This is a genomic window from Streptomyces sp. NPDC057280 (assembly GCF_042668605.1).
Lineage (GTDB): Bacteria > Actinomycetota > Actinomycetes > Streptomycetales > Streptomycetaceae > Streptomyces.
The window spans coordinates 312,636-327,157 of sequence record NZ_JBHUYR010000007.1 but is presented as its reverse complement, the minus strand read 5'-3'; the positions used below and the strand labels follow the sequence as shown (position 1 = coordinate 327,157).

Genomic DNA, 14,522 nt, shown 5'->3' with positions numbered 1-14,522 from the left:
CGATCTCCCTCGGCCTAGTACGAGAAGGCCATCGGCTTGTCGGCGTCACGGGTGTCGCCGCCGATCTTCGTGGGCGGGTTGAGGTCGGCCTCGGTGAGCTCGGGCGGTCCCGCCTTGACGTACTTCACGAGCAGCTTGACCTCGACGACGGCGAGGATGGCGTACAGCGTGGTGAAGACGATCATCGAGGTGAGGACCTCGGCCTGGGAGACACCGGGGGAGACCGCGTGGCGGGTCTGCAGGACGCCGTAGACGACCCACGGCTGGCGGCCCATCTCGGTGAAGATCCAGCCCCAGGAGTTGGCGATCAGCGGGAAGCCCATGGTCAGGACGGCGATCCGCCAGTACCACGTGGTGAGCTTCGGGCCGAGGGCCTTCTTGCCGCGGGGCAGCAGCACGAGATGCGGCACCTCGTCGTCGGCCACCCGCAGGTGCTGCGGCAGCAGGAACTTCTTGCGGGTCAGCCAGAGTCCGAGCAGGCCGATCGTGAAGGACGTCATGCCGAAGCCGATCATCCAGCGGAAGCCCCAGTAGGCGACGGGGATGTTGGGCCGGTAGTCGCCGGGCCCGTACTTCTCCTGCTCCATCTTGTTGATGTCGTTGATGCCGGGGACGTACGAGGTGAAGTCGTCCTTGGCCAGGAAGGACAGCAGGCCCGGGATCTCTATGGCGACCTTGTTGTGGCCCTTGTCGACGTCACCGACGGCGAAGACCGAGAAGGGTGCCGGCTTCTCGCCGTCCCACAGGGCCTCGGCGGCGGCCATCTTCATCGGCTGCTGCTCGTACATGATCTTGCCGAGGGTGTCGCCGCTGACCGCGGTGAGCAGACCACCGACGATGACGGTGACCAGGCCGAGCCGCAGCGAGGTCTTCATGTCGCTGATGTGCTTCTTGCGCAGCAGGTGGAAGGCGGAGACGCCGACCATGAAGGCGCCACCGGTCAGGAACGCGGCGGACAGGGTGTGGAAGGCCTGGGCGAGCGCGGTGTTCTGCGTCAGCACCGCCCAGAAGTCGGTGAGTTCTGCCCTCCCCTTCGCCTCGTTGATCTTGTAGCCGACCGGGTGCTGCATCCACGAGTTGGCCGCGAGGATGAAGTACGCCGACAGGATCGTGCCGATCGAGACCATCCAGATGCAGGCCAGGTGGATCTTCTTCGGCAGCTTGTCCCAGCCGAAGATCCACAGCCCGATGAACGTGGACTCGAAGAAGAAGGCGATCAAGGCCTCGAAGGCGAGCGGGGCGCCGAAGATGTCACCGACGAACCGCGAGTAGTCGGACCAGTTCATGCCGAACTGGAACTCCTGCACGATGCCGGTGACCACACCCATCGCGATGTTGATCAGGAAGAGCTTGCCCCAGAACTTCGTCGCTCTGAGGTACTTCTCCTTCTCCGTGCGCACCCAGGCGGTCTGCAGGCCGGCCGTGAGGGCCGCGAGCGAGATCGTCAGGGGGACGAAGAGGAAGTGGTAGACGGTGGTGATGCCGAACTGCCATCGCGCCAGTGTCTCCGGCGCCAGAGCCAGGTCCACGTCGTCAGTCTCCTTACGTGCCGTGGTACATCGGCAGTTTGCCCCTTATGTCACACATCAATGGAGCAACCGGGACACGCTTGTGAACGCGTTCACATTCACAAGCAATTATGACGCACTGATTTTCGACGCCGACCCGGGGGCCCCGATTGGGCCGTGTGGCACTGCACACACGGGCCGCGCGGCACCTCTTGGCAGCAACTTCAACATATTGTTGAATGACCGGCCATGCAGATACGGATCTCCTGGCCCTCCGGCCATCTCACCGCGACCCTCGACGACACTTCGACAGCCGAGGCTCTCGCCAAGGCGCTGCCGCTCGTCTCCACCGCCCACACCTGGGGACAGGAGGTCTACTTCGACACCGGCGTCTCGGTTCCACGTGAAACAAGCGCCCGGCAGATCGTGGAGCCCGGCACCGTGGCCTTCTGGACCGACGGCGACGCCCTCGCGCTCCCCTACGGGCCCACGCCGATCTCGCGGGGCGACGAGTGCCGCCTCGCGAGTCCGTGCAATGTTGTGGGCCGGCTGGACAGCGACCCGGATCTGTTGGCGTCCGTGCGGGACGGCGACCCCGTCCGCGTCGAACGGGTGGAGAGCTAGAGCTCCTTACGGACGGAGAGCTAGAACTCCTTGCGAAAGGAGAACTAGAGCTCCTTGCGGAACCCTTCCGCCACCTTCAGGAAGATGTCGTTCGCCTCGGCTTCCCCGACCGTCACCCGCACACCCTCGCCCGGGAACGGCCGGACCACCACGCCGTGCCGTTCGCACGCCGCCGCGAAGTCCACCGTGCGCTCCCCCAGCCGCAGCCACACGAAATTGGCCTGGGTCTCGGGCACCGTCCAGCCCTGAGCGCGCAGCCCCTCGACCACGCGGTTGCGCTCACACACCAGGGAGCCCACCCGGCCGAGCAGTTCGTCCTCCGCACGCAGCGACGCGATCGCCGCCTCCTGCGCGAGCTGGCTGACGCCGAAGGGCACCGCGGTCTTGCGCAGCGCCGCCGCCACCGGCTCATGGGCGATGGCGAACCCGACACGGAGGCCGGCGAGACCGTAGGCCTTGGAGAAGGTCCGCAGAACGCAGACGTTGGGACGGTCGCGATAGAGCTCCACGCCGTCCGGCACCTCGTTGTCGCGGATGAACTCGCGGTACGCCTCGTCGAGGACGACGAGCACATCGCTGGGCACCCGGTCGAGGAAGCGCTCCAGCTCCGCCCGCCGCACGACCGTGCCCGTCGGGTTGTTGGGGTTGCAGACGAAGATCAGCCGCGTCCGGTCGGTGATGGCCGCGGCCATCGCGTCCAGGTCGTGCACATCACCGGGCGTCAGCGGCACCTTCACCGAGGTCGCACCGCTGATCTGCGTGATGATCGGGTACGCCTCGAAGGACCGCCAGGCGTAGATGACCTCGTCGCCGGGTCCCGAGGTCGCCTGGATCAGCTGCTGGGCGACGCCGACCGAACCCGTGCCGGTGGCCAGGTGCGCGAGCGGGACGCCGAAGCGCTCGGACAACTCGTTCATCAGGCCCGTGCAGGCCATGTCCGGGTAGCGGTTGAAGGACGAGGCCGCCGCCGTGACGCTCTCCATCACGCCCGGAAGGGGCGGATAGGGGTTCTCGTTGGAGGAGAGTTTGTAGGCGACCGGGCCGCCGGCCGCGGCGGGCTTGCCCGGCTTGTAGGTGGGGATACCCTCCAGCTCGGCGCGCAGCTTGGGGCTCGTCTCGCTCACCGCAGTCCTCCTCGCGACCACCGGCGGCCCCGTCGCCGCCGCCGGCTTCCAATACTCCACACCTTATGAGGATTCGGCGCCGGTGCGTACAGGGGAGACGCAGGAGATCTCGAACCCCACCAGCCACACAGGCATCAGGGGCATCACCGCCCGAAGGCAGACGAATCGCAGGGCGCTCTCACATATATCTATGCGCCGGTGGTGCGCGCCGTGGCGCGCATCCCTCGTGAAGGTGAGTTGAGACCTCTTCGAAACATCGAGGACTTGGCAGGCTCATGCGTGCCGACAAGTCACGTAGTGGCATTGAATCGCTCAACTCCCTTTTATTCGAAGGGAATTGACGGGTAATGACCATGCAGAAACGTGCCTGTCAACGCGTGCATATGCGTCCGCACTACCCCACCGCATGAGCCCTACTATCGGCTCGCCATGACAGCAGCAGGGAAGCACCAGGTGAGCCGCGCGGAAACCTCACGTCGAGGCAGCCGGCCGGGCCGGGCGGGCATCAGAGATGTGGCCGCCGCCGCCGGAGTCTCCATCACGACCGTCTCCGATGCCCTCAACGGCAAGGGCCGGCTCCCGGACGCCACCCGGCGCCATGTCCGAGAAGTCGCCGACCGACTGGGGTATCGCCCCTCGGCGGCGGCCCGAACCCTCCGTACCGGCAAGTCGGGACTCATCGGCCTGACCGTGACGACATACGGGGATGAACCTTTCACCTTCACGGAGTTCGCGTACTTCGCCGAGATGGCCCGGGCCGCCACCTCGGCCGCGCTCGCCCGCGGCTACGCGCTCGTGATCCTCCCGGCCACCTCGCGCCACGACGTGTGGTCGAACGTCGCCCTGGACGGCACGGTCGTCATCGATCCGTCCGACCAGGACCCGGTCGTCAGCGAACTGGTCCGGCAAGGACTGCCGGTGGTCTCCGACGGCCGCCCGGCCGGCGAGCTCCCGGTGACCGCGTGGGTCGACAACGACCACGAGGCCGCCGTGCTCGGCATCCTCGACCACCTGGCCGACGCCGGCGCCCGCCGCATCGGCCTGCTGACGGGGACCTCGACCGACACGTACACCCATCTGTCCACGACGGCGTACCTGCGCTGGTGCGAACGCGTCGGCCAGGACCCCGTGTACGAGGCCTATCCGGCCCACGACCCGTGTGCGGGCGCCGTCGCCGCCGACCGGCTGCTGGCCCGGCCCGACCGGCCGGACGCCGTCTACGGGCTGTTCGACCCCAACGGCACCGACCTGCTCGCCGCCGCCCGCCGCTACGGACTGCGCGTACCGGAGGACCTGCTTCTGGTCTGCTGCAGCGAATCCACCGTGTACGCCAGCACCGAGCCGCCCATCACCACCCTCTCGCTGAAGCCGCGGCGCATCGGCACCGCGGTCGTCCAGCTCCTCATCGACGCCATCGAGGGGGTCGAATCGGACCAGCCGGTCGAGCAGGTGATACCGACCGAGCTGATCGTGCGCACGTCGTCCCAGCGCCGCCCGCCGCGGACGACCGTCAGCCCGCCCCGGTCACCGGAGGAGAAGTAGAACGCGGACGTCGTACGGCCGTCACCGGGTCGTCAGCAGGTGGCCGAAGCCCGGCCCAATCGGGGCGAAAGCCGCGGTGAACTGGACTCTTGCGCCGATTCACCACCCCTGGGTCATCACATGGCGCGATCCGCATTCCTATGATGGGCCCACGACACCGCGGGCCGCTGCGACCAGGCAGTCCGAAGCGGTGCAGATGCGGCGCGATGGTGGAGGGGTCTGATGACTCAGGGGGCCGGTCAGGGACCCGAGGCGGAGCGGACGGCGACGTTGCGCGACTTCCGGGTGCCCGCGTACGTCCACGAGACCGGTCCGTACGGCCACAGCACGCACCCCGGCGACGTCGCGCCGCCCCACGAGGAGGCGTACCCCGAGGCCTACCCGGAGGGGTACACCCCGACGGAACGGAACCTTCCGGTCGTCAACCGTGGTGACACGCTTCAGGTGAGCGTCGACCCGACCGTGGTCCCGCAGCCCGTGGACGGACCGGGCGCCCTGTTCGTCGTAGGCGATGTCCACGGCTATCTCGACGAGCTGGTGGCGGCCCTCCACGAGAAGGGCCTCATCGACTCCGCGGGCAACTGGTGCGCCGGCACCGCCCGGCTGTGGTTCCTCGGCGACTTCACCGACCGCGGTCCGGACGGCATCGGCGTCATCGACCTCGTGATGCGGCTGTCCGCGGAGGCCGCCGCGGCCGGCGGCTACTGCAAGGCCCTCATGGGCAACCACGAGCTGCTGCTGATCGGCGCGAAGCGCTTCGGCGACACCCCCGTCAACTCCGGCGCGGGCACCGCCACCTTCCAGGCGGCCTGGCTGCTCAACGGCGGGCAGAAGACCGACATGGACCGCCTCCAGGACCACCACCTGCAGTGGATGGCCCGCCTCGACGCCATGGAGGCCGTCGACGGTCATCTGCTCGTCCACTCGGACACCACCGCCTACCTCGACTACGGCGACTCGATCGAGGCGGTCAACGACACGGTCCGCGAGACCCTCACGCGCAACGACGCGGACGAGGTGTGGGACCTGTTCCGCAAGTTCACCAAGCGCTTCTCCTTCCGCGACGAGGGCGGCGCCGACCATGTGCGCTCCCTGCTCGATACGTACGGCGGGACCCGGATCGTTCACGGGCACAGCCCGATTCCCTACCTCCTGGGCGAAGTCGGCTCCGAGGACGGCGAGGACGGGGGCGGCCCCGTGGTCGAGGGACCGCACGTCTACGCCGACGGGCTGGCCATCGCGATGGACGGCGGCGTGACCATGGCCGGAAAGCTGCTGGTCCAGCAACTTCCGCTGAATATCTGAAGGTTCAGCGGGCAGACGATCCCCCATGCCGGAGCGATCGGAGACCGCGCAGGCCAGGGCCCAATTTCTGGAAACCCCCTGTCAACCTGTGCGGTGACCGCTCTACCATCGGCTTATCCGTAGCAGGCTCCCCTCCGTTTCTGCCCGACGGCTCACAGTCATGCGAGCCCCAAGCCCTACGGAGCATCGGGGGATGCACATGAACAGCGTTCCGCAGCACCTGCTGAGCGAGGACCGCCAGGAATACGAGCGGATCCTCGATGAGGCGCTGCGCTCCGCCCCACACCGCCCGGAACTGGCCGCTGTGGGACAGCGGCTCAATCCCGAACAGCTGCGCACCATGGCGCTGAACGCCACCGCGATCATCACGGCGGCCGCGGCGACCGAGTACCAGCACTACGTGAAGGTCCGCGAGGAACTGCGCCAGCCGGCGCCGTCCACCCCGACGTCCGTGCGCGAGACCGGCTCCGCGGAGTCCGGTTCCGGCGCGGCGGGGCTCGCCGCCACCATGGGAGAGGTCGCCGAGACCGCCGGCGCGGGCGCCGTCGCCGTCGTCGCGGTGCTGGCTCCCGTCCTCGCCGGAACCGCCGCGGCGATATTCCTGCTGGTCGGCTACATCCTCAAGATGCTCGACCCCGAACAGGCGTTCGCGAAGACGATGCTGACCACGGGTTGGGTCTTCGGTGCGATGACGGCGGTGGCGATCCTGGTCGCCGCCGTGGGGCTCCTCCTCACCGCTCTGCGCAACCGCCCCTCGCTCGTCGACACCGGGCCGTACGCCGAGCTGACCGGGGAGGTCGCCCGCGCCAGGGAAGCCTGGCACGACGCCCTGCTGGAGCGGGGTGTCCTGCCCTTCCTGCGGGACGCCCTGGCGGACCCCGGCACCGCGGCCGCCCTGCACCGCACGCCACCGCAGACGCCCAGCCGCATGCCGAACCTCGGCTACGACCGGCCGGGCTTCAGCAGCCCGGACGACGGCCCCTCGGGCTCCCGCCCCAGCTTCACCAGCCCGGACTACACCAGCCCGGACTTCGGCGGCCCCGAACACCAGCCGGAGTGACCTCCGGCTTGCGCCCCTCGCCGCGACCAACGCCTCCGGGGGAGCGCAAGCCGGATGTCCGGCGGTCGGCTTCAGAACGTCGCCCATTCCGAGGCCGGGAGACGGTGGTAGGCGTCGTCGATCCATTCAGGCGAGAGGAAGACCGGCCGGGTCAGGACGACGTCTCCGGCCCTCTGTCCGCACATCACGAGCCCGAGCGACTGTGAGCCGGGGTCGGCCCCGGGCATGAAGAAGAGTTCGGTGTAGGGCTCTCTCACCTCGGCCCGATCGATGAGCCACTGCTCCATCTCCGAGGGCGCCCGCCCAACCAGCGCCGTACCGTCGGACAGGACCTGAGGTCCAAAGCGCGCGTCCACCGTTGCGCCGGCCAAGCGGACCTCATCCGCGTAGTAGACCGTCAGGCCCACCCCGGTGAACCGCTCCTGACGCGTCACGGTGTCGCCCCACGGAATGCTCGTGGAGTGGTCGGCCGCCGCCTCGCCAAGTACATCGGCGACCTCGGCGGGGTCCATCCCGAACCTCAAAGGTCCAATGCCCATGAGTGGTTCCAGAGCCCATCGCAACCGCTCGTCGTCAGGCTTCACATCCCATATGCCCATGCCCGCAGCCCACCCGCTCCTACCGATCCAGCATCAGGCCGGCAGCCTACGGTGGCTTCGTCACCGAGCTGCTCGGCGAAGCGCCGTCGGCAGATCCACCCGGTTCCCGCTCGCCGCGAACTCCTTTGCCTTCTGGTGCAACCCGTCCGCGATCTCTAGTCCTCCCTTCCCGGAAGGGTGATGACCGCGATGATGTCCGGCTGGGCCACGGCCAGGCGGGTGCCGTCCGGGTGCAGGGCGGTGACGGGGGTCGGAATGTGAGTGACGCCGTAGCTGCCGTCTCTTCGGGGCACCTCCACGGAGGGCCACTCCGCCACCACGGCACCCGTCGTGACGTCGAGCAGCCGCGGATGCCCGTACAGCGAGACGACCGTGTCGCCGCGTGGGATCAGAGTGCCGAGGCAGAAATCGACAGTGCTGCGATGGATCCACCGCCCTGCGGAGAGCGACCACACCCCCAGTTGCCGTGGGCCGAGAGCAGGGGTCTCCTCATCGTCGAGAGGCTCCTCGCCGGTGGTCGCGACAGCCAGGCGGTCACTGTCGAGCCAGCAGGCCGAGGCGACCTCCGCGACGATGCCCGGGTCCTCAGGCAGCACACCACGGCCGTCGAGCACCGCAGGGTCGGTCAACGCACTGGTCAGGTCGAAGACTTCGACCACCCCGTACGGATGCCACACCCAGCCGGCCGACAGCAGGTGAGTCCCATCGGGGCTCACCGCCAGCCGGGAGTGGAAGACGTCCTTGGGTTGACGGTCGCCATCGGTGAGCCGCTCTCCCGAATCCGCGTCCTCGATCTCCAGGACGTTGTATTCCTCCGGGCAGTGGACCAGAACCTCGCGGCCGTCCCGCAACGTCCCGAGCGCCACCGGATAGTCGTAGGCATCAGCCTGGTAGTAGCTCCGGTTCAGCTCCCGGACGAGCCGGTCACCATCGAGCAGCAGGGCCTTGGTACCGCGCTCGGCATAGATGACGGAGTAGCGACCGGACGGGGAGACGACACTCCGGTCGAAGGGAGACCCGTAAATGACCGAAGCAGGCCGCTCCACGCCGTCGGGACCCCATCGGCGGCCCCCACCCACCACATCGACCAGTTCATCGCCGTCCCACACCAGCGACTGCGCCTCAGCCGTCACTTTGAGAACGATCAAGACCCCACCACCCCCTCTTCCCCTGGCGCACTATGGCGCCGCTCCGAAGGCACTCTCCTTCGGAGCAGCGCCAATTGACGGACGTCAGTCCGCCAGCGGCAGGTACACCCGGTTCCCGCTCGCCGCGAACTCCTTCGACTTCTGCAGCATCCCCTCCGCGACCTCCTCCGGCGAGGCCCCTTCGGCCGCCGCACCACCGAACCGCTCCGTGATGCTCTGGCTGATCTTCATCGAGCAGAACTTCGGACCGCACATCGAGCAGAAGTGGGCCGTCTTGGCCGGCTCCGCCGGGAGTGTCTCGTCGTGGAACTCCCGGGCCGTGTCGGGGTCGAGGGCCAGGTTGAACTGGTCCTCCCAGCGGAACTCGAAGCGGGCGTCCGACAGGGCGTCGTCCCACTCCTGTGCGCCAGGGTGTCCCTTGGCGAGGTCCGCCGCGTGGGCCGCGATCTTGTAGGTGATGACGCCGGTCTTCACGTCGTCACGGTTGGGCAGGCCCAAGTGCTCCTTGGGCGTGACGTAGCAGAGCATCGCTGTGCCCCACCACGCGATCATCGCGGCGCCGATGCCCGACGTGATGTGGTCGTACGCCGGGGCGACGTCCGTGGTCAGCGGGCCGAGCGTGTAGAACGGAGCCTCCTCGCAGATCTCCTGCTGAAGGTCGATGTTCTCCTTGATCTTGTGCATCGGGACATGCCCCGGGCCCTCGATCATGGTCTGAACGTTGAAACGCTTGGCGATCGTGTTGAGTTCCCCGAGCGTCCTCAACTCCGCGAACTGCGCCTCGTCGTTGGCGTCCGCGATCGAGCCGGGCCGGAGGCCGTCGCCGAGCGAGTACGTGACGTCGTAGGCGGCGAGGATCTCGCATAGTTCCTCGAAGTTCTCGTAGAGGAAGCTCTCCTTGTGGTGTGCGAGGCACCACGCCGCCATGATCGAGCCGCCGCGCGAGACGATGCCCGTCTTGCGGTTGGCGGTCAGCGGGACGTACGGCAGACGCACGCCCGCGTGGACCGTCATGTAGTCCACGCCCTGCTCGGCCTGCTCGATGACCGTGTCCTTGTAGATCTCCCAGGTCAGCTCCTCGGCCTTGCCGTCGACCTTCTCCAGCGCCTGGTAGAGCGGCACCGTGCCGATGGGGACGGGGGAGTTGCGCAGCACCCATTCACGCGTGGTGTGGATGTTGCGGCCGGTGGACAGGTCCATGACCGTGTCGGCGCCCCAGCGGGTCGCCCAGGTCATCTTCTCGACCTCCTCCTCGATGGAGGAGGTGACCGCGGAGTTGCCGATGTTGGCGTTGACCTTCACCAGGAACCGCTTGCCGATGATCATCGGCTCGATCTCCGGGTGGTTGACGTTCGCGGGGAGCACCGCGCGCCCCGCCGCGATCTCCTCCCGCACGACCTCGGGCGCCACGTTCTCCCGGATGGCCACGTACTCCATCTCGGGCGTGATCTCGCCACGGCGCGCATACGCCAGCTGCGTCACCGCCCCGCCGTCACGGCTCCGGCGCGGCAGCCGGGGCCGCCCCGGGAAGACCGCGTCGAGGTTGCGCAGATTGCCGCCCCGCGGCGAGGTGTGCTTGATGCCGTCGTCCTCAGGACGGACGGGACGGCCCGCGTACTCCTCGGTGTCGCCGCGGGCGATGATCCAGTTCTCCCGCAGCGGGGCCAGGCCCCGGCGGACATCGGTATCGACCAGCGGATCGGTGTACGGGCCCGATGTGTCGTACAGCGTGACCGACTGCCCGTTGGTGAGGTGCACCTGACGGACCGGCACTCGAAGGTCGGGGCGCGAGCCCTCGACGTACCCCTTGTGCCAGCCGATGGACTTCCCGCTCTCCGAGGACTGTTCGCCCGCGATGAGCTGTTCGTCCTGGCTGGAGGCAGGCGTGCGTGCGTCCTTGATGGTCATGAGACCTACTCCCTACGCCGGCATTACCCGGTAACAGGTTCGGCGGTCGACGCAGCGGTTTCCGTCTGTCGATGTTTCGTGGGCAACGTCACTCACTGGTGACGACGTTCCACGTGAAACATCGCTGGGACGGAGGTCAGCGCCCTCTCAGCCCGGTGCTCCGAGCTCCCGCGTGTACAAAGGTGGCTCCACGCTAGCGTCAATTCGGGCGCGGTGAACAGGGGGCCCCTGCCGTTCTTGCGATGATCGGTCGGTGACCACGACACCGCAGCCCCCGTATCCGCCCGAGCCACCCCGTGGCCCCGGCCGCAGAGGCGGCGCTCAGCCCGGGCCGGATGACTGGAACAGGCCTGGGTCGGACGAATGGCACGAGTCCGGGTCGGATGACTGGAACGGGTCCGGGTCGAGCGGCTGGAACGGGCCCGGCCCTGGCGGGGGATTCGAGCACGGCCCCCGACCCGGCGGCCGGGTCGAACGCGGGTCGGCAAGCGGCGGCGGATACCACCCTGGTCACGACCCCGGTCACCGCTCTCCCGGCGCACCCGGCCACAGCCACGAGCACGCCCACGACACGGGTGGCGGGCACGGCGGCCTCCCAAGGGAAGGCAGCGGCGCAGGGGATGCCGGTGGCACGGGAGGTGGCGGTGGCGCGGGAGGTGGCGGTGGCGGTGGCGGTGGCGGTGGGCACGGTCACTCGCACGGCCACAGTCACAGCCACGGCCCCGCAGCCCCCGTCTCCCAGCACCTGCGCAAGGTCATCGCGGCGATCCTCATCCCGTTCGGCGCCGCCGTTCTGGTGGGCCTCGCCGTGCTGTGGCCCGGCGGTGCCCCCGCGCACGAGCGCACCGGCGTCGGCTTCGACCGGCAGACCCAACAGGCCACCGTCACCAAGGTCGACGAGGTGAGCTGCAAGTCCGTCAACGCCTCGGGCGAGACGCCGACCGGCGACACCTCTACCGCCGAGGGCTCCTCCGCCCAGCAAGAAGCCGGCGGCACCTGCAAGAAGGCCACCATCCGCGTCGACACCGGGAAGGACAAGGGCCGTACGTTCACCGAGATCGTGCAGCCGGACCAGTCGCGGCAGCTGCACGAGGGCCAGAAGGTCGTGGTCGCCTACGAGCCCTCCGCCCCGAAGGACCTGCAGTACTCGGTCACCGACGTGAACCGCCGGTTCCCCATGGCCCTGCTCGCCGGCATCTTCGCCCTGGCCGTCGTGATCGTGGGTCGGTTGCGCGGTGTCATGGCCCTGGTCGCGCTGGCGATCAGCTTCATGATCCTGAACTTCTTCATCCTGCCCGCGATCCTCCAGGGCTCGAACCCGCTGGTCGTGGCCGTGATCGGGTCGAGCGCCATCATGCTGATCGCGCTGTACCTGTGCCACGGGCTGTCGGCGAGAACCTCCGTCGCGGTGCTCGGCACGCTGATCTCGCTGCTGTTGATCGGCATCCTCGGCTCGCTGTTCATCGGCTGGGCGGCGCTCACCGGCAACACCGACGACAACACCGGTCTCATCCACGGCCTGTATCCGTCGATCGACATGAGCGGTCTGCTGCTCGCCGGCGTCATCATCGGCTCGCTCGGTGTACTCGACGACGTGACGGTCACGCAGACCTCGGCGGTCTGGGAGCTGCACGAGGCCAACCCCTCGATGGGCTGGCGCGGGCTGTACCGCGCGGGCATCCGCATCGGCCGCGACCACATCGCCTCGGTCGTCAACACCCTCGTCCTCGCCTATGCGGGCGCGGCGTTGCCCCTGCTGCTGCTCTTCTCGATCGCGCAGAGCAGCGTGGGGACGGTCGCCAACAGCGAGTTGGTCGCGGAGGAGATCGTGCGGACGCTGGTCGGCTCGATCGGCCTGGTGGCGTCCGTCCCGGTCACGACGGCCCTCGCCGCGCTGGTGGTCTCGGCCGACCGGCCTGGCTCCGGCACGGATCCGGCGGGCGGCGAGCCGACTCCGGCGGGCACGCAGGCCTCCTCACAAGCGGGGACACAGGCCGGGTCCTACGGCACACAGGGCGCCCAGGCTCCGCAGCCGGCCGCCGCAAGGGGTGGCCGCGGGCGTCGCCGCAAGCACTGACGCCGGGCCGGCCCCGAGCCGGCCAGAACACACAGAGCGACACCCGCACAACGCCACCCCTCCCCCAGAAGAAGCGTTCCTGCGCTCCTCCACACTCGCGCTGAAGCGTTCCGCCTCCCTGCCGGTGTGATGCTTCAGCCCGCGCTCTGCTCCTCCGCCAGGATGCGGTCCAGCGCCTCGTCGAGGTGGGCGTCGAAGTCCGCGAGCGCCCCTTCCTGTCCCAGTGGCACCAGCTTGTCGGTGCGGTCGAGGAAGGCGATGAGCGGCGCCGTCGACGAGCGGAACAGCGCCTGGTCGACGCCGACCTGAAGCCGGATCAGCACCTCACCGAGCGTCTCGTGCTCGGCCGGCGCGATGCGCACGTCCCCGTCGCCGCTCGGCCGCCCCACGCCGTCGATCAGCAGCTCACGGCCGAAGGCCCAGGTCACAGGGGCGTCCCCGGGGAGGTGGAAGGTCAGTCGCACCGCGTAGGGATCACAGGTCTCGTAGCGCAGCTCCACCGGGATACGGAACGACAGCTCCTCGGACACGAGAAAGCTCATCATGACCTCTGCCTGTACGGACTCGTCCATCGTCTACCCCGTCATCTGCGGTCGACTGGCCGGGAATGATCCCTCTGACTCTGATGGAATCTTGCTGAACGTATACGAGAGATCACAAGGAGTGAGTTTTCAGATACTGATAGAGATCGCGAGCGACCCCAGAAGCTGTCCGATCTCGCTCTGCAACTGACGTGTGGCGTCCATCAGACGATCCGCCTGATGGGAGGGGAGAGAAATGGCCAGGGTCGCAGCGGTCGGTCCGATCGTGATCGGGATCGCCGCGCACACCGTGCCGAGCGCGTACTCCTGGTGCTCGAAGACCGGCTCCATCCGCCCCACCCGGTCAAGGCGCCGGAGCAGGGTGTGGTTGTCGTGCACGGTGTACGGGGTGATCGCCTGCACCGGGTAGCGCTCGAGGTGGTCACGGCGGGCGCTTTCGTCGAGTTGGGACAGCAGACACTGACCGATGGCGTGCGCGTGCCCGGTCTCCCGGAAGTCGGCCCACTCCTCCACCGCGGGGTTGCCCGGGGTGTCGGAGACGCACATGACCTCGATCTCGCCCTCGCGGTACGTCGCGTAGTACACGGGTACGCCGATGACGTCCCGCCAGTGGGCCAGCGCCTCGACGACCGTGCTGCGACGTTTCTGCTTGGCCCCGCTGCTGCTCAGCCGCTCGGTTGCCTCGCCGAGGAAGAACAGGCCCTTGTCCCGGCGCAGATAGCCCTCGTGCACGAGGGTGCGCAGCAGGTGATAGGCGGTCGGTAGGGCCAGGCCGGTCTCGCGGGCCAGTTGCTTGGCGGGGGCGCCGTGTTCATGCCCGGCGACGGACTCCAGCAGACGCATCGCGCGCTGGACGGAGCCGATCAGGGTCGTGGAGTGGGTCTGCTCCCGCTGGTCGGCGTGCTCCGCCTGCTCCTGCCGTTGGGCAGGCCGTTCGGCAGGCGTCGCCGGGTGCCGCCCGACGGAAGTTGCCGGTCGCACGGGGGCCGTTGGTCGTACGGGAGGAGCTTCTGGTCGTACAGGCGTGGCCTGTCGAGCGGAAGTCGCCGGTCGTGGCGGAGGCGCCGTCTGTACGGGGACGTGGA

The 14,522-nt window shown here is 68.5% G+C and carries 12 protein-coding genes and 1 riboswitch; of the genes, 5 read left to right on the top strand and 7 right to left on the bottom strand.

Going from position 1 to position 14,522, the window contains the following annotated elements:
• Nucleotides 1–14: 14 nt before the first annotated feature.
• Nucleotides 15–1,529 carry a cytochrome ubiquinol oxidase subunit I gene (locus ACFUO4_RS33840; protein WP_383491974.1) on the bottom strand — a complete coding sequence of 505 codons (1,515 nt, stop codon included), beginning with the start codon at nt 1,527–1,529 and terminating at the stop codon, nt 15–17.
• 228 nt (nt 1,530–1,757) lie between these two features.
• Here ACFUO4_RS33840 and ACFUO4_RS33835 point away from each other — a divergent pair, with 228 nt between their 5' ends.
• Entirely contained in the window at nt 1,758–2,132 is a 375-nt protein-coding gene (locus ACFUO4_RS33835) for a cyclophilin-like fold protein (protein ID WP_383491973.1), read from the top strand.
• A 44-nt stretch (nt 2,133–2,176) separates the two neighbouring features.
• On the opposite strand, the gene hisC is transcribed toward ACFUO4_RS33835, so the two are convergent.
• Nucleotides 2,177–3,256 (bottom strand): histidinol-phosphate transaminase, encoded by a 1,080-nt coding sequence (gene hisC, locus ACFUO4_RS33830; protein WP_383491971.1) that lies wholly within the window; start codon nt 3,254–3,256, stop codon nt 2,177–2,179.
• Nucleotides 3,257–3,685: 429 nt separating this feature from the next.
• Here hisC and ACFUO4_RS33825 point away from each other — a divergent pair, with 429 nt between their 5' ends.
• The 3 genes from ACFUO4_RS33825 (at nt 3,686) to ACFUO4_RS33815 (ending at nt 7,163) form a co-directional block, all read left to right on the top strand.
• A complete protein-coding gene (locus ACFUO4_RS33825) occupies nt 3,686–4,798 on the top strand; it encodes a LacI family DNA-binding transcriptional regulator (RefSeq protein ID WP_079083271.1) in 1,113 nt (370 codons plus the stop codon).
• A gap of 222 nt (nt 4,799–5,020) precedes the next feature.
• Complete coding sequence (locus tag ACFUO4_RS33820; RefSeq protein ID WP_383491969.1) at nt 5,021–6,103, top strand: metallophosphoesterase; 1,083 nt, start codon at nt 5,021–5,023, stop codon at nt 6,101–6,103.
• A 193-nt stretch (nt 6,104–6,296) separates the two neighbouring features.
• Entirely contained in the window at nt 6,297–7,163 is an 867-nt protein-coding gene (locus ACFUO4_RS33815; protein ID WP_079307485.1) for a hypothetical protein, read from the top strand.
• 71 nt (nt 7,164–7,234) lie between these two features.
• Here the strand turns inward: ACFUO4_RS33815 and ACFUO4_RS33810 are convergent, their stop codons facing one another.
• From ACFUO4_RS33810 to thiC, 3 genes are all read right to left on the bottom strand, one after another.
• Nucleotides 7,235–7,762: a hypothetical protein gene (locus tag ACFUO4_RS33810; RefSeq protein WP_383491967.1), complete on the bottom strand. Its 528-nt coding sequence runs from the start codon at nt 7,760–7,762 to the stop codon at nt 7,235–7,237.
• A gap of 155 nt (nt 7,763–7,917) precedes the next feature.
• Complete coding sequence (locus tag ACFUO4_RS33805; RefSeq protein WP_383491965.1) at nt 7,918–8,895, bottom strand: hypothetical protein; 978 nt, start codon at nt 8,893–8,895, stop codon at nt 7,918–7,920.
• Nucleotides 8,896–8,994: 99 nt separating this feature from the next.
• On the bottom strand, nt 8,995–10,818 hold the full coding sequence (gene thiC, locus ACFUO4_RS33800) for a phosphomethylpyrimidine synthase ThiC (protein ID WP_383491963.1): 1,824 nt from the start codon (nt 10,816–10,818) through the stop codon (nt 8,995–8,997).
• A riboswitch (TPP riboswitch) is annotated at nt 10,811–11,000 on the bottom strand. (Overlaps the previous gene by 8 nt.)
• A 71-nt stretch (nt 11,001–11,071) precedes the next feature.
• Here thiC and ACFUO4_RS33795 point away from each other — a divergent pair.
• Nucleotides 11,072–12,895, top strand: a complete 1,824-nt coding sequence (locus ACFUO4_RS33795) for a YibE/F family protein (RefSeq protein WP_383491961.1) — start codon at nt 11,072–11,074, stop codon at nt 12,893–12,895.
• Between the two features lie 134 nt (nt 12,896–13,029).
• Here the strand turns inward: ACFUO4_RS33795 and ACFUO4_RS33790 are convergent, their stop codons facing one another.
• Together ACFUO4_RS33790 and ACFUO4_RS33785 are read right to left on the bottom strand one after the other, a co-directional pair.
• On the bottom strand, nt 13,030–13,467 hold the full coding sequence (locus tag ACFUO4_RS33790; RefSeq protein ID WP_079307495.1) for an SsgA family sporulation/cell division regulator: 438 nt from the start codon (nt 13,465–13,467) through the stop codon (nt 13,030–13,032).
• Between the two features lie 99 nt (nt 13,468–13,566).
• Nucleotides 13,567–14,418 (bottom strand): IclR family transcriptional regulator, encoded by an 852-nt coding sequence (locus ACFUO4_RS33785; protein ID WP_383491959.1) that lies wholly within the window; start codon nt 14,416–14,418, stop codon nt 13,567–13,569.
• Nucleotides 14,419–14,522 lie beyond the last annotated feature (104 nt).

Excerpts from the sequence above, each read along its gene's own strand:
- ACFUO4_RS33810 (WP_383491967.1), bottom strand. The coding sequence starts at position 7,762 with ATGGGCATATGGGATGTGAAGCCTGACGACGAGCGGTTGCGATGGGCT.
- ACFUO4_RS33835 (WP_383491973.1), top strand. The coding sequence starts at position 1,758 with ATGCAGATACGGATCTCCTGGCCCTCCGGCCATCTCACCGCGACCCTC.
- ACFUO4_RS33825 (WP_079083271.1), top strand. The coding sequence starts at position 3,686 with ATGACAGCAGCAGGGAAGCACCAGGTGAGCCGCGCGGAAACCTCACGT.
- thiC (WP_383491963.1), bottom strand. The coding sequence starts at position 10,818 with ATGACCATCAAGGACGCACGCACGCCTGCCTCCAGCCAGGACGAACAG.
- ACFUO4_RS33820 (WP_383491969.1), top strand. The coding sequence starts at position 5,021 with ATGACTCAGGGGGCCGGTCAGGGACCCGAGGCGGAGCGGACGGCGACG.
- ACFUO4_RS33815 (WP_079307485.1), top strand. The coding sequence starts at position 6,297 with ATGCACATGAACAGCGTTCCGCAGCACCTGCTGAGCGAGGACCGCCAG.
- ACFUO4_RS33790 (WP_079307495.1), bottom strand. The coding sequence starts at position 13,467 with ATGGACGAGTCCGTACAGGCAGAGGTCATGATGAGCTTTCTCGTGTCC.